This window comes from Rhodospirillaceae bacterium, assembly GCA_040219235.1.
Classification (GTDB): Bacteria; Pseudomonadota; Alphaproteobacteria; order Rhodospirillales; family Rhodospirillaceae; genus WLXB01.
On sequence record JAVJSV010000016.1, the window covers coordinates 1 to 21,204 of the forward strand.

Here is a 21,204-nt window from a genome sequence, read left to right on the forward strand (position 1 = left end):
CTTACCGGTTTTCGCGGGTGAAGGCGGCCGACACCGGCAGATCCCCTTCACGCAGCAGCGGTGAGTAGGTCAGATCGATAAAGCGATCACGGTCCTTCTGCCATTCCGCTTCTTGCTCGGCGGTGGGCATAAAGGTTTCGATCATTTCAGCGGTCACGCCTTTCTCGGCGAGCAGGGCTTCCACAACCTTCATCCGGCGGCGGTTGGACCATACTTCAGCGCCCAGGGCGATCAGGCTGGTCATCATGTTGTCGAGAACCGGATTGCCGAGGAACACAGCGCGTTCCACATCCGATGGAATGAAGTCCGACGCATAGGTCGGGCGGTCTGTCTTGAGCTTACTCGTGGTCGTGTTGGCCATTAAATTGCCTCCTTGTTAAATCTCTTCTGACCCGGAACCCGTCTGGGTGAGGGGCGAAAAAACAATACATTGAGCCTGTCTTACTAAACTCGTTCATTCGCAAAACTCACTCACCTAAGGGTGATATATGGTCTGTGATTCTTGCGAAATCAAATATCATGCGTTTTCTCTCACAAGTGCGATGCAGACCTTTTACGGTAGGTCTGGAGCAGCGGAAAGCACCTTTCAGAAGGCTAACAGGTATATTTCGCAAGCCTGACTCGAGCTTGACACCCAAAACGCCAAGCAGGTTCACGGACGCCCGCAGTTTTGCTGTGTTTTTGAGAAATCATTAATAAACAAGGCCAAGCCCATAAAGACCCTTATGAGGATAAGGGGGTCTCCTAAATGACCACTTAGCGGCTATGTTTTGTGATGGCCTGGTTCAATGAGGTCAGCAATTGCCGGCCGATAGCGCCGCCATCACCCTCAATTTTCTCACGAATCACAGCCCGCAAGGTGTCGATATGGGCGCGGCAGATTTCCAGGTTCGCATCGTCTTCGCGACAGGGGTACTGCGTCGTTTCGTACAGGCTTTTTCCGAACAGGGTTATGAGTGGATAACCGAACGTTCCACCTTGGCCTCTCAGTTCGTGGGCTATTCTATTTACCTCTGCGAGATGGCTTTGACGATTCGCCACCTCTGTCTTGGCTTTAGAGACATTTTCAGAAAGCTCGTCCAAATAAGATTTGGCCCAATCCAGAAAGCCTTCTGCCTCGCGCTCCAAGGTCTCCTCCGCTTCTGCCAGAACGTCCGTTGGCATCTCAAAGGGAACACGGGCGTTCTCCAGGCCCATTTTCTGCTTCAGAATATTGGGCAACTTGAAGAAGTAGGTATCTGTCGCATCCTTTTTGCGTTTCACCTCTTTGGCAGAATAGACAATGGTTGCGTGGTTTTCGTTGGGACGCCGCCGGTCTTTGGGTCCGTTTTCAGGGATTTTTATTTTCACCCGTCTGCGATCCGGGCCAAAGTAGTTCCGGGTTGCGACAAATTGGCGTGGCCGGTCAATGACAGCCTGAATGCGGCTAAAGACAGATCCGATAGAAAACGGTTTTGCCACGAATTCCGATGATCCTCCATCGCGGGCCGCGTGTACATTCTGCTGGTCTGCTGCGCCGGAGATCATAATGAAGGGCATAAAACGGTTTGGGCTGTCTTTGTTTGTCCTGATCCACTGCAACAACTGAAGCCCACTGAGTTGTGGCATAATAAGGTCTGAAACGATCAGGTCGAAAGGCCCGCCGCTCTGTTGCGTTGAGCCCTTTTCTGGACTGCTTGCGGCTTTGATTTGCTCAATAGCCTCGAGGCCGCTGGAACATCCGCGTATGCCGCGAAAGCCCATCATGCTTAGACACTGGGAAATAAGGTTTCGAATAAAAACATTATCATCAACAAGGAGGATTTTGATCTGGTCTTGTCCAAGGCGTGGCGCGTCAACCATCCCGTGCGTCACTCATCTTATTGGCTCTTTCCCCCGCCAATGCGTTTTAGGCACTAGCATAAGCTTCTACATTAGAAACTCTTGAAACGTACATACAGCCTTTTGCCCAAAAACGCTTGAGACTTAAAGCAGAAAAATTGCCGCTGTCCCTATCTTTATTTCTATATTTCGACCGTGCCAACCTGCTATAGCCTCGCGCTAGAGGGGTCAGAGAATCCCATCAAAGCATACAGGAGCGCGCAATAATGTCTGATACCGGTGGTTTGGCTGCTGACCGTTTGAAATCCTTTATTGAAAGGATCGAACGGCTCGAGGAGGAAAAGAAAAATCTGACCGCTGATACGCGCGAAGTTTATGCAGAGGCCAAGTCATCTGGGTTTGACACCAAAACGATGCGCAAGGTCATCGCCCTTAGAAAACTCGATGCTTCGGATCGCCAAGAGCAGGAAGCATTACTTGAGACTTACCTCAGAGCGCTCGGCGAGGCTTAAGTAAAAAAATGCGGCTTAGCCCTTGGGCTATGTCATTCCCATCATTATTTGCTTGCAAAGATCACTTTGCAGCTAGGAGCAAGCAATGACGTTGCGTCAGCGTGTCGGCCACTGGGTTGAGGACACGCCGTTTCAGCGGTTCGTCACAGTGCTCATCGTGCTTAACGGCATTACGCTCGGTCTTGAAACGTCTGATACGATCATGGCTTTTGCTGGCGATGCGTTGTTGACGTTTGACGCCGCAGTGCTGGCCGTGTTCGTTTTCGAAATTTCGGCGAAGCTGGCCTATCGTGGTGCTGGTTTCTTTCGCAGCGGCTGGAATGTTTTTGACTTCTGTATTGTTGGCATCGCGTTGATGCCAGCAAGTGGACCTCTTGCCGTGCTGCGGGCGCTCCGTATTTTACGTGTTCTGCGATTAGTATCTGTTGTCCCAGCGCTGCGTCGTGTTGTTGGGGCGCTCCTCCATGCTGTGCCCGGTTTGCTGTCGGTGATGGCGATTATTCTGCTGTTGTTTTATGTCGGCTCTGTCCTTGCAACAAAGCTGTTTGGAGACGCTTTTGAGCTCTGGTTCGGCAGCATCGGGGCTTCCATGTACACCTTATTCCAGATCATGACCCTTGAAAGTTGGTCCATGGGCATCGTGCGTCCCGTGATGGAAGTCTATCCCTACGCGTGGCTGTTTTTCGTGCCGTTTATCATTATCACAAGCTTTGCTGTCTTGAACTTATTCATCGGGATTATCGTCGATGCAATGAACACCATCCATGATGACGAAGTGAGAGAAGAAGCTGAGTTGAGCGGCGTGCCAACCAACCCGCACAACGCTGAGCTTGTTGAGATTTTACAAGAAGTAAAGGCGCTCAGGGCTGAAGTGAAAACACTCAGCTCTGGTGCGCCGTCGACCTCAAAACCTTAGCTTAATATAACGCTTCCAGGTCTTCGCGGAATTCACGCAGAATAGCGTGCCGCCGGACTTTAAGGGTTGGTGTCATTTGGCCATTCTCAACTGTAAACGGGTGTGGTGCGATGATGAATTTTCTGACCTTTTCAATCACCGGCATATCGCTGTTAGAGCGCGTCACCGCTTCACCAACAGCCGTTTTAAAATCTGCATCGCCACACAGGGTTTCTAAATCTTCAGGCTTATCGTTGGCGTTGCTCCACTTCTTGCACCAGTCGGGATCGGGCACGATGACGGCTGTCAGGTAAGGCCGCTTATCACCGAACACCATAACCTGCTCAATCTCTTCTTCCAGCGCGAGAATACCCTCAACGCGCTGAGGTGAGATGTTGTCGCCGCCTGAGTTGACGATAATATCTTTCTTACGATCCGTAATGACAAGGTAGCCGTCTTCATCAAAATGCCCGATGTCACCAGTATGCAACCAACCATCTTCGCTGAGTGCCGCGATCGTGGCGTCCGGATCATTCCAATAGCCAAGCATGACCAATTCGCCTTTGATGAGGACTTCGCCGTCGTCTGCAATCTTCATCTCAACACCGCGCAGGGGCGGTCCTACGGCATGCAGTTTAATTTTGTTTGGTGGGTTTGCGGTTGCGACAGGTGAAGATTCCGTTTGCCCAAACCCTTGCAGGATACGGATGCCCAGGGCTGTAAAGAATAAGCCAACTTCATAGTTCAAGGGGGCACCACCAGAGACCAAAGCCTTGAGGCGTCCGCCAAACCGCTGGCGTACTTTTTGACGCACCAATCGCTCGCACACCCGATCGAGTAGTTTATCCCACAGTGTCAGACTTTCAGGATTTTCATACCGTTTGCTGCCCAGTTCAACGGTCTTGGCAAACAGTTTTTTGCGGAATTCACTTTGTGATTTTAGACCCTGATTGATGCGGTTGCGCATGGTCTCATACAACCGGGGGACAGCCGTCATGATGGTCGGGCGAACCTCAGCCATATCGTTGATGAGGGCGTCTACGCGGTCGGCATAATAAATCTGTGCGCCCAAACAGATGGGAAAGTAAATCCCACCCACATGCTCGTAGGCGTGGGAGAGGGGGAGGAACGATAGAAAAACTTCTTGCCCTAATCCGAGGTCTTCCAGAATCAGGGTTGCGCCGTCGCAGTTACAAAGAATCCCGCCGTGGGTCAGCATCACGCCTTTGGGAAGGCCGCCAGTGCCAGAGGTGTAAATAATGCTGCACATGTCGTCGCGTTTAGCCTTAGCCACATGCGCGGGAACGCCTTTACCTCGTCCTGCGTCCAGAATGTCGGCCCAGGCTTTGGTTTCAATCTCTGAATGAATCACAGACTCCGCATCGTCGATAACGATAACGCGCAGTTTGTGATCCGCTTCTGCCGCTGCAGCAATGAGAGGTGCGGCCAGTGTTGGCGTCGATACAATCGCCACCCGCGCCCCTGAATCATTAATAATGTGGAGGTGATTGACCGATGTGTTGGTGGTGTAAGTGGGGACCGAAATAGCGCCTATGGATTTAATGGCAACATCGGCGATCAGCCATTCCGGCCGGTTTTCCCCAACGATAATAACGCGCTCACCAAGCTTGACACCCATACTCTCTATAAGGCCATTGGCCAGGGCGATAACGTCATCTGCGGTTTCGCGCCAGGTCATCGGCGTGTAAACGCCATCGCGTTTTCCCCAAACAAAGGGGTCGCCGCCAAACCGTTTGGCTTGGTCAAAAAACAGTTCAGGAAGATTGCGCACCTCGCGCGCATCGATCGCCCGTTCGACCACAGTCATCCCCTTAATAAATCCCGGTCACCCCCAGTGACGGGTGAAGTTTACGACGGTCCTGCTCCATATGCCAACCAGCAGTGCAAATAATTGCGACTGTTGGAGAATCGCTCACTTGCGCCTATATGTCTCAACATATCAACGGCACAACAGATTGCCGCTTAAGGAGCACTCATGAACGACAGCACACTTGCCCCAAGGCCAAAAAAGGACTTCGGGGAACTCCCCACATGGAACCTCACAGATCTGTATTCAAGTCCGGACGGCGCAGACCTTAAGGCCGCCTTTAAGGAGGCCGAGCGCCAGATTGACGATTTTGTGGCGGCCTACACGGATAAAGTGTCCGGGTTGGACAGTGCGGCCTTTGGCGCGGCCATCGCAGCTTATGAAGCGATCAGCGAACTGCTGGGCCGTATCGGCTCTTTCGCGCAACTCTATCACAGTCAAAATGTCGAAGACTCCGAGCGCGGTCGCTTCTACCAGAATACCGTTGATCGTATGACCACCCTGTCCAGTAAGACACTCTTTTTCACCCTGGCCATCAACCGCCTTGAAGAAGACGTTCTTGACGCCAAGCTCACTGACCCCTCCGCGGCAAAGTATAAGCCATGGTTGCGTGACCTGCGTGTTTATAAAGATCATGAGTTGAGTGACGACTTAGAGCGCCTGTTACATGAAAAGTATGTCAGTGGTCGGGGGGCCTGGACGCGATTATTCGATCAAACCGAGGCGGCGATCCGCTGCGACGTCAATGGCGAAACCGTCACGCTGACAGAGGCATTAAATACTCTATCTGATTCGAAACCCGAGCGCCGGCGTGCTGCGGCAAAAGGGGTCGGGAAAGCCTTGGGTGAGAAAGCGTCGCAGTTTGCCTACATCACGAATGTGCTGGCGAAGGACAAATCCATTGAAGACGGCTGGCGTAAGTATGCCAAGCCGGTCTCTTCCCGTAACTTGGCAAACCTCGTTGAAGACGAAGTGGTCGAGGCATTGGTCTCGGCCTCTAAGGACTCTTATCAAACCACATCTCATCGCTACTACAGCATGAAAGCCAAATGGTTCGGCAAGGATAAGCTGGACTATTGGGATCGCAATGCACCGCTGCCCAGCGCCGAAAGCCGGATCATCAAATGGGATGAGGCCAAAACCACTGTGCTAGAGGCTTACAGTCGGTTTTCTCCGCGCCTGGCGGAACCCGCCGCGCCGTTTTTTGAGAACGGCTGGATTGATGCCCCCGCATCCCCTGGCAAAGCGTCAGGAGCGTTTGCGCATCCCACGGTCCCGTCCGTGCATCCTTATCTCCTTGTGAATTATCTTGGCAGTTCGCGGGATGTGATGACCCTGGCGCATGAGCTGGGTCACGGGGTTCACCAAGTGCTGGCCGGCGCGCAGGGCACGTTGTTGTGCGATACCCCACTCACGCTGGCTGAGACGGCGTCGGTGTTCGGCGAGATGCTGACCTTCCGCTCGCTGTTGGACAAAGAAGATCGGCCCGAGCAACGCCGCGCATTGCTGGCTGGCAAAGTGGAAGACATGCTGAACACCGTTGTGCGGCAAATTGCGTTCCACCAGTTTGAAACCCAAATTCACGATGAACGCCGCGACGGTGAAATTTCACTTGATCGGATGTGTGAGATTTGGCTGAAGGTGCAGTCAGACAGCTTGGGACCGGCGTTCATTTTTGACGAAGAGTACAAATACTATTGGACCTACATCAGTCACTTTATCCATGTGCCATTTTACGTCTACGCCTATGCCTTTGGCGATTGCCTGGTCAATTCGCTGTACAAAGTTTACACTGAAAAATCAGTGCCTGATTTCGAAGATAAATACATCGAGATGCTCAAGGCTGGCGGCACCAAGCGTCACAAAGAACTCTTAGCGCCCTTTGGCTTGGATGCCAGCGACCCTGTGTTTTGGGCGCGCGGCATGGAAACACTCACCGGACTCATTGACGAACTTGAAGAGGTCGCCTGACGCCACATGGCAAAAGAGAAAACGACCAAAAGCCACAAGAGTTCAAGCGAAGACAACAGTCTCACTGGGCGCGTCAAGCGTTACGCAAAAGTCAGTGGCGCGGTTGGTGGGTTTGCAGCACGTCTGGCCGGACAGCGCTATCTGGGACTAAAATCGGATCCCGGAAAAGGGGCAGGAGATTTGCGCGCGGCCTTGGGCGGACTCAAAGGTCCGTTGATGAAGGTCGCACAAATTTTATCGACCATTCCAGATGCTCTGCCCAAGGAATATGCACGAGAACTGGCGCAGTTGCAGGCCAATGCGCCACACATGGGCTGGCCTTTTGTGAAGCGCCGCATGACAGCGGAACTGGGTGCGGACTGGCATGGCCAATTCAAGAGTTTTAGCAAAGAGGCCATCGCGGCGGCCTCATTGGGCCAGGTCCATCAGGCAGAGTCCCTTGAGGGAGATAAGCTGGCCTGCAAACTTCAGTACCCGGATATGTCGTCGGTTGTAGAGGCGGACCTCAAACAATTGAGTCTGATCTTTAAACTGTACCGCCAGTATGACCCCGCCATTGATCCGTCTGAGATTCATGCCGAGTTATCCGCGCGTCTGCGCGAAGAACTCGATTACGAAAATGAAGCCCGCAATTTAGAACTCTATCAAATCATGTTGAAGGGGGTGGACGGCGTACGCGTGCCCGATGTCTATAACGACCTCTCGACTGGCCGGTTGCTGACCATGAGCTGGGAGCAGGGCACAAGCATCGCCGATCTCGAAGATCTGAGTCTGGAAGACCGTAATCAGATTGCCATGAATATGTTCCGGGCCTGGTATGTGCCGCTTTATAATTATGGGGTCATTCACGGCGACCCGCATCTTGGCAACTACTCTATCCGCGACGACCTTACCGTCAACCTGATGGACTTCGGGTGCATCCGCGTCTTTCGTCCTGAATTTATCAGTGGCGTAATCGACTTGTACCGCGCGGTGGAATCTGGCGATCGCGATCTTGCTGTCCATGCCTACGAGACGTGGGGGTTCGTCGGATTGGATGATGAAGTGATCGACGCTCTCAGCCGGTGGGCCTCGTTTATCTATGCGCCGCTGCTAGAAGACCGACCGCGCCTGATCGAAGAGACCAACGCCACCGACTTTGGCCGGGAAGTCGCCATGGAAGTCCATGCGGAATTGAAGCGGCTGGGGGGCGTTAAACCCCCGAGAGAGTTTGTGCTGATGGATCGCGCCGCTATTGGCCTTGGATCGGTCTTTTTGCGCTTAGGCGCAGAGGTCAACTGGCATCGGTTGTTTCATGACACAATCGCTGAGTTCGACGCCAAAGTTCTGGCGAAGCGCCAGAAAAAGGTCCTCAAACAAACCGGCCTTGTTCACTGGCTGGAACCCGGCGCTTAATTCCCCTTGCGGCCCTGTCCCAGTCAGCTAGGCTCCAGGCTCATTAATTGGGGAATGCGCTATGACCAAGATACCAACCTTCAGCCGTCGCGATACCTTCTTGTTTGCCGCCAGCGCTGCCGCTGCGGCCACACCGGCCATGCCCAGCCTGGCCTCCTCCGTACCGGCTGAGTTGAATTGGGAAGACCCCGCCGAGCGGGTGCGCATTCAATCCGCCATGAAGGGGTCGTCGGGCGAGGAAACAATCTATTCCTTCTTCCGTTTGCACCTGTATGGCTACACCCATTCGGGCAATCTCATTCCCTTTGCCACGATGAGCAATCTGAATGTGGGTAAATGGCGGCCGCTGCCCAACGGCAACCAGGCGGCCACGGTGTTTGAAGCTGGCGTGTATACCAAGTTTGACTCAGACGAGGTTTTGGAAGTTTGGGAAAACCCAATTACGGGTGAAAAAAGAGAACCCTGGCGTTTCATTGGTGGGCCCTTGTCAGTTGAGATCGGCCCTGATGGGGTTGTCACAGGGGAGATGGCAACGTTGAAGCCCGTGCCCCTTCAGGTTCAGGTGTTCGGTGACACGGTGATGGTGCCGTCGGCCTCCGCATTTTCATTCCCCAATCCAATGAGTCCGGAGAAGTTTCCAAAAGAATCAGCTGGGGACACCTTCTGGTGGGATTCCCATTACGTCTTTTTTGGAAGTCTTAAAGACGTCACCAATCGCAACCTGACCAGTATTCCGTCTCATATTCAGTTTCAGAACTTGGTCAGTTGGCATCCGTGGTGGGGCCTTGGGGGGCATCCGGGCCGCACATGGGGCCGGGCCTATGGCGCAAAAATTAACAGCCTGGATGAAATTCCAACGGCCTACCGGAAGTCGCTGGAAGATCAGACCCCGGAAATCTTTGATACAGATAACTGGACGGAACCGCGTGAAGATTTCAGAGAGTATATGATGGAGCGTCACTCTTAACAGCGCTTGAGCGGACGTCTGTCTGGTGGAGGTGTCAGCGCCCCAGGGCTGGAAAGTCGTCTGGGGTCTGAGTTTTAATTTCTGCCATCACGTCGCGCCACATCAGGCGGTCAGTCTTGGATGGGATGATACCTAAACCTGCAATGCGCAGTGTTGCCTGTTTGACAGCCTCTTTGCCATATCGAGACACATAAAACTTAGCAAATATCTTGGCGCGATCGCGGGCAATGGTACTCATGTGATACCCCCTCAACGTATCAGACCGCTCTGGTCATATCCCTTTGAAAGTGAGCGTGTGCGAAGATCAAACGCCGTTCAAGTGACAGTTTTTCGACTCCAGATATTGGCTCATATACTCTGCCGTATCACCATATCTGCCGCAAACTGGAAGCTAACGCCTGGGCCGGTCACAAAATTCTTCATAAGCGGCTTCATGCCCGGCCATGCCTTGATCAATCATGGCCCGCACCAGATTGTCTCCGAGTTCGGCCATGCTGACCAACACATTGGGTTTGGCGCCAAGAAACTTAGCCAAGGCTGAGGCCCGAACTTCAGGGGAATGGGATTCAAAAACGGCACGGCATTTGATGATAGACAGGCTATCTGCCTGATCACTCTGGCCAGCGTCCTTCAAGCACCAGACCCCAATGGTATAGGCCGCAAAATCTAGCAGACCGGCGCGTATTTTGTCGGCACGCTGCAGAACTTTTTCAGCGTCTCGCGGGTTAAGTTTCGGCTCCGGTGCAGCATATTCTTTGGCTCGCTTAATGCGGCCATATATCACATCGTCCTGTCCGCCCGATCGCGCGCCCCATTCTTGTTCATTCAAAAGCGCTGTTTCTGGAAAGTCGGTTTCGGTGCCATTCGGCAAACTACAGTAGACTGTCCCATCCGCGACTTCATCCACGGTATAGGCGCGGCCATCTTTGGTGTAGGCCGTAGAGCCTTCTGGAAATCGTTCTGCCATGACGCGCCTTTCGGTGGGGGCGCTTAAGAGGTCGCCCGTGGTTCATTCCAACGCATTGAGGCTGGAATGCCGGTGTAGTGGACGCCGACATTGATGATCCACAAAATGAGTAGAGCCCACAGGGTGTATTCAACAAAGACCAAATCGGCGCGTGGTTCGATAGTTTCAAGACCACGCACACATTGCCACACGCGCCAGGGTAAATATAGGCAGGGAACAATCACCCAAATCGGACTTTGATGCTTTTTCCAGATATATTGCTCAGAGCCAATTTGCAGAAAAAACAGCACGAAGTAGGGGCCAAGCGCAAGAAGGGTAATTGTTTCTCCCGCGATCAAGCCCCAGCCGACCAGGGCGATGATCGGGAGCAGGAAGCCGACGAGCCAGATCACTTTGAACCAGACCTTGAACCACGCTGGCCAAGGTGTAACGGGGCCTGGAAAGGGGCGTGCGTTAGGATAGCGCTTGATGCCCACCATCAGAATGACCGATGCGATAACGAAGAACATGAGGTTCTCCATCAGCAATGCAGACGCGGTTGGGTCAGGGATCAGCATCAGAGGAACTCCTGGGCGTATGCTCTCGTGAAGATTGAGACGGAAGGACTGACAACCGGGTTATTAAAAAGCAGAAGCAGCATGACGAATAGTAGGTTATTGGTTATCTCGCATACCGGTTTGTTATGAGGCTCTGCTCAGAATGTTCCGTTTTACTCTTCCGGCGTTGCGGCGTCCGCAATCTGGGCGCAGGTTTCCGTATCGACACGGCAATCCGCCGTTAAGTTCATCACACTGCTTAAGGTGCGGCCTTCAAGAATGACCTGCACCGGAATGAAGCGGTCATCCGTACTAAACAGAAGTCTGCCGCCGCTCTCCTGCATGGTTTCCGTGCGCTCACGGTCAAAACCGAAAACCGGCTCAATGCCGGCTGTTACAGGGATCAGTTCCACATCCTGGCCACCGATCCAAAACATGCGGGGCGCTTCGACACTTCCGACTAAATCATATCGGCGCCGACCATCATAAATAGGCACCCGGAAAGAACGCTCGCGCTTGTGAAAAATCTGACTGCGGGCCGCGATAAAGGCCGCCATTGGGTCGAACACGCCAGTGCGCAGATCATTTGGAACCGGAGGCGGCAACTCGCGGTTGCGATTCCACTCCATGTCTTCAAGAGATATGTCTTCACCCGTCAACGGGTTAAAGGTGCGCTCATTGCTTTGCGCTAATCTCGTCAAAGGGTCATACGCAATGGTGAGAGTGGAGGAAATTTCTTCGGCCGCCCAGGCGCGGTCAAACTGCCCGGGAACAGGAGTTGGTCCTTGCCCCGTTTCGAGGATAAAGGTGCCGTTACCGCTTACTTCAGCACGGAAATCCTGAAACCAGCGGGCCATGCCGCGAGTCTCCATGGTTAAAGATGTGCGGTATCCGTTTGAATTTTCATCAAATTCAGCCAAAAAATCGGCCACATGAAGCCCGCCAATCTTAAGATTATAGGCCAGGCGTTCAGATTGTGGCGGAATATCGGCGGATACTGCAGCACTGCTGAAAGCAAAAAGAACGGAAAAGACTGAGAGAAATCGCTTCATATCACCCTTAAAAATTTTTGGTCTTTTGCTCTATACGGGACATGCTCTGTATTGGATTTTCCTAATGAGTTAATGCCCGTCCAGCCAAGAAACATTCGGCAATGGCCATTTCTCAGGGGTTGATCCGATTGCGCCAGCCTATTATGGACCTCGCAACATCCCTTCACAATGGGGGGGAGATAGGGCATATCAAGCGTTAGACTTACTCTTGAGTTTATGAGGCATCATGAAAATCGCAGTACTTAAAGAACAACGACCTGGTGAGATGCGTGTATCCGCAACCCCGGAGACCGTAAAAAAATTCATCGGTCTGGGCTGCGACATAACAATCGAGACTGGCGCAGGTATAGCGTCACATATCTCCGACGATGCCTTCAAAGACGCCGGCGCGACCATTGCCAACTCTGTCGCCGACGCCACCAAGGGTGCGGATGTGATCTTTAAAGTTGCGCGTCCGATGACCGCCGCCGAAGGAACCGATGAAGTCTCTGGGTTGCCAGAAAATACGATCCTCGTTTCCGCATTGCAGGCGTTAACCGCAAAAGACTCAGTTGATGCGTTGGCCAAACAGAAGGTTACGTCGTTCGCCATGGAACTGATGCCGCGCATCACCCGGGCGCAATCCATGGATATTCTGTCTTCTCAGTCAAACTTGTCTGGCTATAAGGCCGTGATTGATGCCGCCGCCACATTTGGCCGCGCGCTACCCATGATGATGACCGCTGCGGGCACCATCGCTCCGGCACGCGTGCTGATTTTTGGCGCTGGCGTCGCGGGCCTGCAGGCCATTGCCACGGCAAAGCGCATGGGGGCCGTGGTGTTGGCCACAGACGTACGTTATGCCGCGAAAGAACAAGTCGAAAGCCTGGGCGGAAAGTTTATCGTTGTCGATGAAGAGGCCATGAAGGCGGCAGAGACCGAAGGCGGTTATGCCAAGGAAATGAGCGACGACTTTAAAAAGAAGCAGGCTGAAGCTGTGCGCGCAGAAGTCGTTAAAGCCGATATCATCGTCACAACAGCATTAATCCCAGGACGTCCGGCACCCACGTTGGTGACAGCCGATATGGTCGCCGCCATGAAATCAGGTTCGGTCATTGTTGATTTAGCTGTTGAGTCGGGTGGCAACGTTGAAGGATCAAGGCTCGATGAAGTTGTGACCACCGATAACGGCGTCACAATCATTGGCCACGCAAACATGCCCGCGCGGCTGGCGCGCGACGCCAGCGCGTTATATTCGCGCAACTTATTTAATTTCCTTTCCCCTATGATCAACAAAGACACTGGTGCTTTGACCATTGATTGGGAAGATGAAGTCGTAACAGGTACGCTGGTGACCAAGGATGGCGCGGTTGTTCATCCCCGTTTGACCGGTGAAGGAGCAAAATAATGCAGACCCAAGCAGTCCCCGATACCGCAAGAGGACTCGCCGAACAGGCTGAGACCCTCGCTCAAAATGCCGAAGTGCTGGCTGCCAAAGCCGGTGAGCTAGCCATGCAGGCTCAAGCAACGGCTGGCGGTAACGAGTTTTGGTATCTCGTCACGATCTTTGTTCTGGCCGTGTTCGTCGGCTTCTATGTTGTCTGGAGCGTGACACCCGCGCTTCACTCACCGCTGATGGGGGTCACCAACGCCGTATCGTCTGTGATTATTGTTGGCGCTTTGATTGCTGCCGGCCCTGATACCTTTACAACCTCTAAGGTGCTTGGCTTTTTCGCCGTCATTCTGGCCTCAGTGAACATCTTTGGCGGATTTATCGTGACGCAGCGCATGCTCTCGATGTTCAAGAAAAAAGAAAGATAGGGGGCGGTTATGGCACAGGGCGCTACACTGCTCGCTTATTTGGTTGCGGGCGTATTCTTCATTCTCACGCTCCGAGGATTATCATCGCCTGAAACGGCGCGGCGCGGCAACACCTTCGGCATCATCGGCATGGTCATTGCGATCCTGACAACGCTGATCTCTCCTGAGGTCACCGCGTACGTCTGGATCGTTGTTGGCTTGGTGATCGGTGGTTCGATCGGCACCATTATCGCGAAACGCATTGAGATGACCTCATTGCCGCAGTTGGTCGCCGCGTTCCACAGTCTCGTAGGTCTGGCCGCGGTTTTGGTGTCTTTTGCCGCATTATTGTCACCAGAATCCTATGGCATCGGCTCGGTTGGCACCATTAAAGCGGGCAGTCTGGTCGAGATGTCGCTCGGCTTGTCCATCGGCGCCATCACGTTTACCGGCTCACTGATCGCTTTTGCCAAGTTGCAGGGGCTGATGTCTGGTAATCCGCTCGTATTCGCGGGCCAGCACAAGCTGAACGCGATGCTGGGCCTTGTGCTTGTTGGACTCGTGATCTGGTTCTGCTCGACCGAAAGCGTATCGTTGTTCCTGATGATCGCGCTAGTAAGTTTTGCCCTAGGCTTCTTGCTTATTCTGCCCATCGGTGGCGCAGATATGCCTGTCGTCGTCTCCATGCTGAACTCCTACTCCGGGTGGGCGGCCGCCGGGATCGGCTTCACGCTTGGCAACTCGCTGTTGATTATTGTCGGCGCGTTGGTCGGTTCCTCAGGGGCAATTCTGTCGTACATCATGTGTAAGGGAATGAATCGCTCCATTGTCAACGTGGTGCTTGGTGGCTTCGGCGGTGACAGTAATGCTGCTGGGCCAGCTGGCGGGGCATCCGACCGTCCGGTGAAGTCCGGGGCCGGTGAAGATGCGGCCTTTATTATGGGCAATGCGTCTAAAGTTATCATCGTACCAGGCTATGGTATGGCCGTGGCTCAGGCCCAACATGCTTTGCGGGAAATGGCTGATAAGCTGAAAGCCGAAGGCGTCGAAGTAAAATACGCAATCCACCCAGTGGCCGGACGCATGCCAGGTCATATGAACGTACTCTTGGCTGAAGCTAATGTACCTTACGATGAGGTCTTCGAACTTGAAGAAATCAACAATGAGTTTTCGACGGCGGATGTTGTTTACGTGATTGGCGCGAACGACGTGACAAATCCCGCAGCGAAGACAGATCCGCAAAGTGCCATTTATGGCATGCCGATTTTGGATGTTGAGAAGGCTAAGACTGTTCTGTTTGTGAAGCGCGGTATGTCTGCGGGGTATGCAGGTGTCGCCAATGAACTTTTCTTCCGCGACAACACCATGATGCTGTTTGGTGATGCCAAGGAAGTGACAGAAAAAATAGTGCAGTCGCTCTAGAGAACGTTCTCTGATTTTGTGACTGAAAAGGACACCTGATATGACGCAAGAAACGCCCACTGGTCTTTCCCGACGTCATGTTCTTACAGGCACAACAGCATTGGCCGCGGCAGGTGCTTTGTCTGCCTGTGGCGGCAGTGAAGAAGAAGCTCCGATCATTCGTCCCGAGGGCGTTCCGCTTAGTAGCTTCGGGGAAGAGTCCACGGCCGAAGAGGTTACTGCAGGCTTAGATCTGACCGGTAAGACGGCGGTGATCACCGGCTGCAACTCTGGCCTTGGCTACGAAACCATGCGGGTGCTCACCGAGCGCGGGGCGCATGTGTTTGGCATTGCGCGGAGCATGGAGAAGGCGACCGAAGCCTGTAACTCCATCAATGGCAAAGCCACACCTTTCGCTGGAGACCTTGAACAATTTGAGACCATGGCCAGCTGTGCGGATGTGATTGGCGCGACCGGAACCCCCATCGATATGCTCATCCTCAACGCCGGCGTGATGGCCCTTCCTGAGTTACAGCAGGTCAACGGCTTGGAACGCCATTTTGTGATCAATCACTTGGGCCACTTTATCCTGGCCAACCGGTTGATGGAGCAGGTCAAGGCGGCGCCGCAAGGCCGCTTTGTCACCGTCAGTTCCATGGGATACCGCTGGGCGCCGGAAGGCGGCATACAGTTTGATAACCTTGATGGAACCTGGGGGGAATACGGGCCCAACGAAGCCTACGGGCATTCCAAATTGGCCAATGGTTTGTTTTCGCTGGAACTGGCCCGCCGTCTTGAAGGCACGACCACAACTTCGAATTCCATCCATCCTGGCGTCATCAATACCAACCTGGGGCGTCATTACCCCTGGTACGTCAGGTTTGCGGCCGCTGTGATGGGCTGGACCTTTATGAAACCGGTCGAAGCGGGCGCCGCCACACAAACCTATGTGGCGACGGCACCGGCCCTGTCAGACGTCAGCGGCTATTATTTTGAGGACTGCAACCCTGTCGTCGCTGGATTCCATATGGAAAACGCCGAGATGGCCCAGCGGCTTTGGCAGGTGTCAGAAGAGCTGACCCAGCCCTATGTTGAGCCGTCAACGGATACCACTGAGCAAAGTTGATTGGTTCGAGCGGTTTAGTCAGCGCCACGGACCTGGCTTGAACCAATGCCAGCGGGTGCTGTGCCTTTGCGGAAATAATATTCAAACGCTTCGTCAAACCGGCCCGTGCCATAGGGTACGAAGTACAGGTTGGCCATGCCTTCCAGCACATGCGCTTGCTCAATGCCGCCGAGGATCATGGTTTCAAAGCCCATGGCCTGCACAATTCTGGCGACGCTTTCCTTCGCGTCCTCATCATTGCCGACCAACGGAACCGTCACAGGCCCCTTGGCATGGGCCGGATCAGCAACAATGTGGTAGCCGACCGTATTGAAGGCTTTAACCACTTTGGCTGTTGGAGCCCATTCTTGAATCAGGGCACCGGCGGAACTGTCGATAGCGCCTTCCTGATTTGGTTGCAGGGCCTTCAACGTGGCATTGGTAATGTCCATGATGATCTTGCCATCAAGACTATCCTTGTTGGCTTTGATCAAACGCTCTGTTGCACTCCAGGGCAGGGCCAGAACGACGATATCGGACGCGGCGATGGCTTCATTCTGGGTTTTGGCGCTGGCATTCTCACCAGTGGTGTCGAGCAGAGCGGCGATCTTTTCAGATGCGGGATCGCGTGTGCCATAAATCACGGTATGCCCCGTCTCGGCAAAGCGGGGCCCGATGGCACCACCCATGCGCCCTGTGCCAATCACAGCCACAACCTCTGCAAAGGCGGGGACGGTTGTGAAGATCAGTGCAACAGCAAAGGCGGCGCTCACAGTACGGTGAAGGGACATAAATTTGACTCCTTGGGAACTAAGCGGGTTTGTCGCACACCCGGTCGTGAAGGGTTTTGGTGCCGCCAATGGAGCGGATCACAAAACCGGCGTCTTCAATGGTTTTCTCGACGCCCATGGTCACGAAACCTGGGGCATACGGCTCGCCGTTGTCGGCCGAGTCCATCAGCCCAAGAATACCGCCGTAACCGGACTTTTCTGCTGTGGCACTGGCAAAGTCCCACAACACAAAGGTGCCGCCCGGACGCAAAACGCGGAAGGCTTCGGCAAGCGTTTTTTCAATCACCGGCCGCGGAATTTCATGGAACAGAATATGCGCCGCCACCAGGTCAAAATGATTGTCAGGAAACTCCAGCGCTTCAGACGCCATTTGGGCAAAATGGACATCGACGTTTTGTTGAACGGCGCGCCAGTGGCCATAGCGCACCATCGGCGCTGAGATGTCTGTCGCCCAGACCTCTGCATCCGGGAGCCGTTTTTTCAGTTCACAGGCCATTTGCCCGACCGAGCAGCCGATTTCAAGAATACGGTCGACTTTGCCGTCTTCGGGTAAGGTTGTGCGTTCCGCCAGTTCGCGGTGCCAGGCATCGCCCGCGTTACCGCCACCGAAGAAAATTTGCGTGCCACAGTCATAAAACAAGCCAGCAAGATCATCACCCACATAGCCCTTGGGCTGAATATGAATTTGCACCTTGGCATAGTCCGGCATATCGAAATCTGCGTCATAGACCAAAGAGCCTGGGCCAGCTTTCTCGGCGTCCTCAAGTTTGCGCAACCAGTCGTCGCGCTGGGTGTTCATGGAATCGATAATGCGATCCTTGTACATTTCCTGGTAACTGCGCTTCAGGCGCATGAAACTGGCCAGTTCCACCTCTCCAGCGATCACAGCGCGCGCTTGTTCTACGCCATCCCGCGTGTGCTCGATTTCAACACCATGCTCTTTCAGCTTCTGATTGCCGATATCCCCCATCTGTTTCCAGCGGGCATGCAGTAAGACGTTGCGGGCTTCGCAGACATAATCGACAAAGCTCTCATCAGCCCGTGAGGGCAGGGCGGGCGTATTGCCATTCATGCCACGGTCGACGAAGTAGTTTGAGCGAGTCATTTTGGGCCTCTCTTATGATTTCGCGTTCCCCATAAATTTAGCCCCCTCCGAGCCAGACAGCAAGGAGAGGGCTGAAGAGAAGTCCAAACTCAGGTTGGAGCTTAGCCGTCTTTTCCAATCACGTTGAAAAAGTCCTCGGCGTTTGTGGTCGTGTCGTTATCGTAAAGGCACCCAAAAACCCGTTTTGTGAAGACGTTTCGTGAGGCTTTCAGTTTTGCCGCCATGTCGTCGTCAGGCACAAACTGCTCAATCATCTCAGCGGTCACGTGACCTTCGGTTTCCATGAGATGTTCGGTAATCATGCGCCGGTCACGCTCCACCCAGAGTTCACCACCAATGAGCATGACGATTTCCAGCAGATGATCAATCATCGGATCCTTAAAGTAGTGGGGATGGCCGCGTTCAAAACCTGGCAGGTCTTTCACATAGTCAAGCTGTGTTTGATCTAGCATATCTCTATCTCCTCCTCTCTTTTCTCCTGCGCGTGGTCCTATTGGGGTTTGTCACAGACCCGGCCATGGCGGGCGATGTCTTCTAGGGCGTCGTAGCGCAATGTGAATCCTGCGTCTGAGATAAGGCGTTCCACGTCGCAAGAGACGAACTCGCAGGAATAGGGTTCACCGTTATCAGCAGCATCCATGTAACGCATGAAGCCCGAAAATCTGCCGTCGTCTGCGGCTTCGCTTGGGAAGTCCCACAGTACAAAGGTGCCGCCGGGACGTAAGACACGGAACGCCTCAGACAGCGTGCGTTTGATAATCGGCAGCGGCAGCTCATGGAACAGCAGATGCGCTGTGATCAGATCAAAGCTATTGTCTTTAAACTCGATGTTCTCACAGGCCATCTGGGCAAAGTGCACATCCAGGTTCTGCTGTGCAGCCCGGTAATGTGCGTAACGCACCATCGGCGCACCAATATCCGTGCCCCAGACTTCAGCGTCAGGGAATCTGTTCTTGAGGGCGCAGGTGAACTGGCCGATGGCGCATCCAATATCCATGATGCGTTCAACTTTTTCATCTTTGGGAATGGACGTCTTGCCCGCCATTTTCGCATGGAGGGCATCACCATCGTTGACGCCCCCAAAGAACACCTTGGTCCCGTAGTCATAGTGCAAACCACACAGGGGGTCTTCGACGTAGCCGCCGGGCTGAATATGGATGTCGACCGTGGCGTATTCTGGATACTGAAAGTCTGGATCCCATTTGACTGATCCGGGGCCTTCGCTGTCCGACACCTCAAGCATATGGAGAAAGTCGTCTTGCCGTTGACCGTAGGAGTCCGTGATGGTTTGCCAATAGGCTTCTTGCAGACTGCGTTTGACCCGGAGCCAGGTGGCAACTTCGGGCACGCCGGTCATCAGGGTGCGCATATCATCGACTTTATTTGGCCAAAGGTTTTCAGTTAGGCCAGCCTCCTTAAGGGCTTTGGCGCTCATGTCTTCCACACGTTTGTGTTGTCCATGCATGAGCCCGTTCCGCATGTCTGAAATGTAGTCGAGCAAAGCTTCATCAGAGCGGGACGACAAAGCAGGGGTGCGGCCGCGCGTGCCGCGATTTGTAAGGTTATGACCAAGCATGGACTGCATACAACCTCCTGAAAGGGTCTGACCTAAAAGGGCGCCACCATAGCCGCCCCAAAGTTGCGATGCAGTCTGAGGGGGTTTGTGTGGTCTGTCCGTGATATATGTCAAATACGATCTCCGCTATGCGGACAGCATTATACCTGTTTATGATTTGGGGACTGCAATTCGACCTGATGTCATTCAACCCAATGTCCCTCAACCCAAGGTGCACAATGTTCAAGATATCTCTTACACGCTCTCTTCAGCGGCGGTCCGTCATCGTTATGACAGCGCTTCTGGTAGCGGGGTGTTCAGGCGCGTCCGTCAACCAAAGCCTGGAACAACGTGCAGCACGACTCCATGACGAGATTATTGTCATAGACAGTGAAATCGATGTGCGTTTTGATCTATATGCCGATCCGTCCAAGGATCCGGCCCTAGATCAAGACTGGCAATTCACACTCCCAAAGATGGAACGCGGTGGCATGGATGCCGCTGTTTTTGTCGTCTATGTCCCTCAGGAATTGCGCACGCCCGAGGGTTACGCCAAAAGCTTTGAAGGCGGTCGTAAAAAGCTCGCGGCGATTCAACGTATGGCCGCAGAAAACCCCGACCGCGTGGAAATTGCCAAAACGGCAGAGGATGTTGAGCGGATTGTCGCCGCGGGCAAGCGCGCCGCGATGATCGGGATTGTTAACGCCAGCGTGCTCGGGCCAAACCTGGAAGAACTTGATCTCTATGATGACGCTGGCGTGGTTTACATCGGCTTCACCCATGTGGGACATAATCAAATTTCAGACTCAGCGCGTCTCTCTGCGCCCAATGGCGATGGCCCGATAGAACATGGCGGATTGTCCGCCCTTGGAGTCGACCTCATCGCTGAAATGAATCGCCGTGGGATTTTGGTGGATGTTAGCCAAATCAGTGCGGACGCGCTGTTGCAAGCGGCAGCGGTCTCTCAAGCCCCCATCATCGCCAGTCATTCGTCTGTTTATGGTTTGGTGCCGACAGCCCGCAACATCACCGATGCGGGGCTACAGGCCATCACGGATACGGGTGGGGTGATTCAGATTGTCGCCTTCCGGAGTTTCATCCTCGATACCTATGATGATCTTCAAGCCGGGATTGCGGTTGTGCGGGAACGGTATGGTCTGACACCAGAGATGACCGCGGCAGATCTGCCATCAGATCAAATTGGCACGTTTCTCAAGGACTATGGCAGTGTCGTTTTGTCACTTCCGATGCCCACGGTCAGCCAGTACGTCGATCATATTGATTATGCGGTCAAATTCATGGGCATCGACCATGTTGGCATTTCGTCTGACTTTGAACATGGTGGCGGTATAGACGGTTGGAATGACGTCAGTGAAGTGGGTAACGTCACGTTGGAGTTGGTGCGACGGGGATATAGCGACGAAGATATTAAAAAGATTATGGGCAGTAACTTTTTACGTGTGATGCGCGAAGCAGAAGAAATCGCCGCTCGTCTTTCACCTCAGTAAGCGAACGGAGTCTTCG

Annotated in this window: 21 protein-coding genes; 10 read left to right on the plus strand and 11 right to left on the minus strand. The window is 53.6% G+C overall.

The window, feature by feature from the left end:
- Nucleotide 1: 1 nt before the first annotated feature.
- The gene (locus RIC29_14520) at nt 2–361 is read right to left on the minus strand and encodes a hypothetical protein (protein ID MEQ8736137.1); all 360 of its coding nucleotides are present in this window, start codon (nt 359–361) and stop codon (nt 2–4) included.
- A gap of 395 nt (nt 362–756) precedes the next feature.
- Nucleotides 757–1,842, minus strand: a complete 1,086-nt coding sequence (locus RIC29_14525; GenBank protein ID MEQ8736138.1) for a response regulator — start codon at nt 1,840–1,842, stop codon at nt 757–759.
- 245 nt (nt 1,843–2,087) lie between these two features.
- Between RIC29_14525 and RIC29_14530 the strand changes: the two genes are divergently transcribed.
- Together RIC29_14530 and RIC29_14535 are read left to right on the plus strand one after the other, a co-directional pair.
- Nucleotides 2,088–2,333, plus strand: a complete 246-nt coding sequence (locus tag RIC29_14530) for a DUF2312 domain-containing protein (protein MEQ8736139.1) — start codon at nt 2,088–2,090, stop codon at nt 2,331–2,333.
- Nucleotides 2,334–2,418: 85 nt separating this feature from the next.
- The gene (locus RIC29_14535) at nt 2,419–3,249 is read left to right on the plus strand and encodes an ion transporter (GenBank protein ID MEQ8736140.1); all 831 of its coding nucleotides are present in this window, start codon (nt 2,419–2,421) and stop codon (nt 3,247–3,249) included.
- 1 nt (nt 3,250) lies between these two features.
- Here RIC29_14535 and RIC29_14540 read toward each other — a convergent pair whose 3' ends face one another.
- On the minus strand, nt 3,251–5,056 hold the full coding sequence (locus tag RIC29_14540) for an AMP-dependent synthetase/ligase (GenBank protein ID MEQ8736141.1): 1,806 nt from the start codon (nt 5,054–5,056) through the stop codon (nt 3,251–3,253).
- A gap of 168 nt (nt 5,057–5,224) precedes the next feature.
- On the opposite strand from RIC29_14540, the gene RIC29_14545 reads away from it, so the two are divergent.
- From RIC29_14545 to RIC29_14555, 3 genes are all read left to right on the plus strand, one after another.
- Nucleotides 5,225–7,027 carry a M3 family oligoendopeptidase gene (locus RIC29_14545; GenBank protein MEQ8736142.1) on the plus strand — a complete coding sequence of 601 codons (1,803 nt, stop codon included), beginning with the start codon at nt 5,225–5,227 and terminating at the stop codon, nt 7,025–7,027.
- A gap of 6 nt (nt 7,028–7,033) precedes the next feature.
- Nucleotides 7,034–8,422 carry an AarF/UbiB family protein gene (locus RIC29_14550; GenBank protein MEQ8736143.1) on the plus strand — a complete coding sequence of 463 codons (1,389 nt, stop codon included), beginning with the start codon at nt 7,034–7,036 and terminating at the stop codon, nt 8,420–8,422.
- 61 nt (nt 8,423–8,483) lie between these two features.
- Nucleotides 8,484–9,389: a DUF1838 family protein gene (locus tag RIC29_14555; GenBank protein ID MEQ8736144.1), complete on the plus strand. Its 906-nt coding sequence runs from the start codon at nt 8,484–8,486 to the stop codon at nt 9,387–9,389.
- A gap of 34 nt (nt 9,390–9,423) precedes the next feature.
- On the opposite strand, the gene RIC29_14560 is transcribed toward RIC29_14555, so the two are convergent.
- The 4 genes from RIC29_14560 to RIC29_14575 all read right to left on the minus strand — a co-directional run bounded on the left by RIC29_14560 (nt 9,424) and on the right by RIC29_14575 (nt 11,944).
- Complete coding sequence (locus RIC29_14560) at nt 9,424–9,627, minus strand: hypothetical protein (GenBank protein ID MEQ8736145.1); 204 nt, start codon at nt 9,625–9,627, stop codon at nt 9,424–9,426.
- Nucleotides 9,628–9,780: 153 nt separating this feature from the next.
- Nucleotides 9,781–10,356, minus strand: a complete 576-nt coding sequence (locus RIC29_14565; protein MEQ8736146.1) for a hypothetical protein — start codon at nt 10,354–10,356, stop codon at nt 9,781–9,783.
- Nucleotides 10,357–10,379: 23 nt separating this feature from the next.
- Entirely contained in the window at nt 10,380–10,913 is a 534-nt protein-coding gene (locus RIC29_14570; protein MEQ8736147.1) for a hypothetical protein, read from the minus strand.
- A gap of 152 nt (nt 10,914–11,065) precedes the next feature.
- Nucleotides 11,066–11,944, minus strand: coding sequence for a DUF3108 domain-containing protein (locus RIC29_14575; protein ID MEQ8736148.1), 879 nt, complete (start codon nt 11,942–11,944; stop codon nt 11,066–11,068).
- Nucleotides 11,945–12,170: 226 nt separating this feature from the next.
- On the opposite strand from RIC29_14575, the gene RIC29_14580 reads away from it, so the two are divergent.
- From RIC29_14580 to RIC29_14595, 4 genes are read left to right on the plus strand one after another with little or no spacing between them, the layout of a single operon-like run.
- Complete coding sequence (locus RIC29_14580) at nt 12,171–13,331, plus strand: Re/Si-specific NAD(P)(+) transhydrogenase subunit alpha (protein MEQ8736149.1); 1,161 nt, start codon at nt 12,171–12,173, stop codon at nt 13,329–13,331.
- Entirely contained in the window at nt 13,331–13,744 is a 414-nt protein-coding gene (locus tag RIC29_14585) for an NAD(P) transhydrogenase subunit alpha (protein MEQ8736150.1), read from the plus strand. The genes RIC29_14580 and RIC29_14585 overlap by 1 nt, the downstream gene beginning before the upstream one ends.
- A 9-nt stretch (nt 13,745–13,753) precedes the next feature.
- Nucleotides 13,754–15,145: an NAD(P)(+) transhydrogenase (Re/Si-specific) subunit beta gene (locus RIC29_14590; protein MEQ8736151.1), complete on the plus strand. Its 1,392-nt coding sequence runs from the start codon at nt 13,754–13,756 to the stop codon at nt 15,143–15,145.
- Between the two features lie 40 nt (nt 15,146–15,185).
- Nucleotides 15,186–16,250, plus strand: a complete 1,065-nt coding sequence (locus RIC29_14595; GenBank protein MEQ8736152.1) for an SDR family oxidoreductase — start codon at nt 15,186–15,188, stop codon at nt 16,248–16,250.
- Nucleotides 16,251–16,264: 14 nt separating this feature from the next.
- Here the strand turns inward: RIC29_14595 and RIC29_14600 are convergent, their stop codons facing one another.
- The 4 genes from RIC29_14600 to RIC29_14615 all read right to left on the minus strand — a co-directional run bounded on the left by RIC29_14600 (nt 16,265) and on the right by RIC29_14615 (nt 19,710).
- Nucleotides 16,265–17,020, minus strand: a complete 756-nt coding sequence (locus RIC29_14600; GenBank protein ID MEQ8736153.1) for an NADPH-dependent F420 reductase — start codon at nt 17,018–17,020, stop codon at nt 16,265–16,267.
- 19 nt (nt 17,021–17,039) lie between these two features.
- Nucleotides 17,040–18,125 (minus strand): class I SAM-dependent methyltransferase, encoded by a 1,086-nt coding sequence (locus tag RIC29_14605; GenBank protein ID MEQ8736154.1) that lies wholly within the window; start codon nt 18,123–18,125, stop codon nt 17,040–17,042.
- Between the two features lie 101 nt (nt 18,126–18,226).
- Nucleotides 18,227–18,577 (minus strand): hypothetical protein, encoded by a 351-nt coding sequence (locus RIC29_14610; GenBank protein MEQ8736155.1) that lies wholly within the window; start codon nt 18,575–18,577, stop codon nt 18,227–18,229.
- A gap of 38 nt (nt 18,578–18,615) precedes the next feature.
- On the minus strand, nt 18,616–19,710 hold the full coding sequence (locus RIC29_14615; protein ID MEQ8736156.1) for a class I SAM-dependent methyltransferase: 1,095 nt from the start codon (nt 19,708–19,710) through the stop codon (nt 18,616–18,618).
- A 209-nt stretch (nt 19,711–19,919) separates the two neighbouring features.
- On the opposite strand from RIC29_14615, the gene RIC29_14620 reads away from it, so the two are divergent.
- Complete coding sequence (locus RIC29_14620) at nt 19,920–21,188, plus strand: dipeptidase (protein MEQ8736157.1); 1,269 nt, start codon at nt 19,920–19,922, stop codon at nt 21,186–21,188.
- The last annotated feature ends 16 nt before the right edge of the window (nt 21,189–21,204 follow it).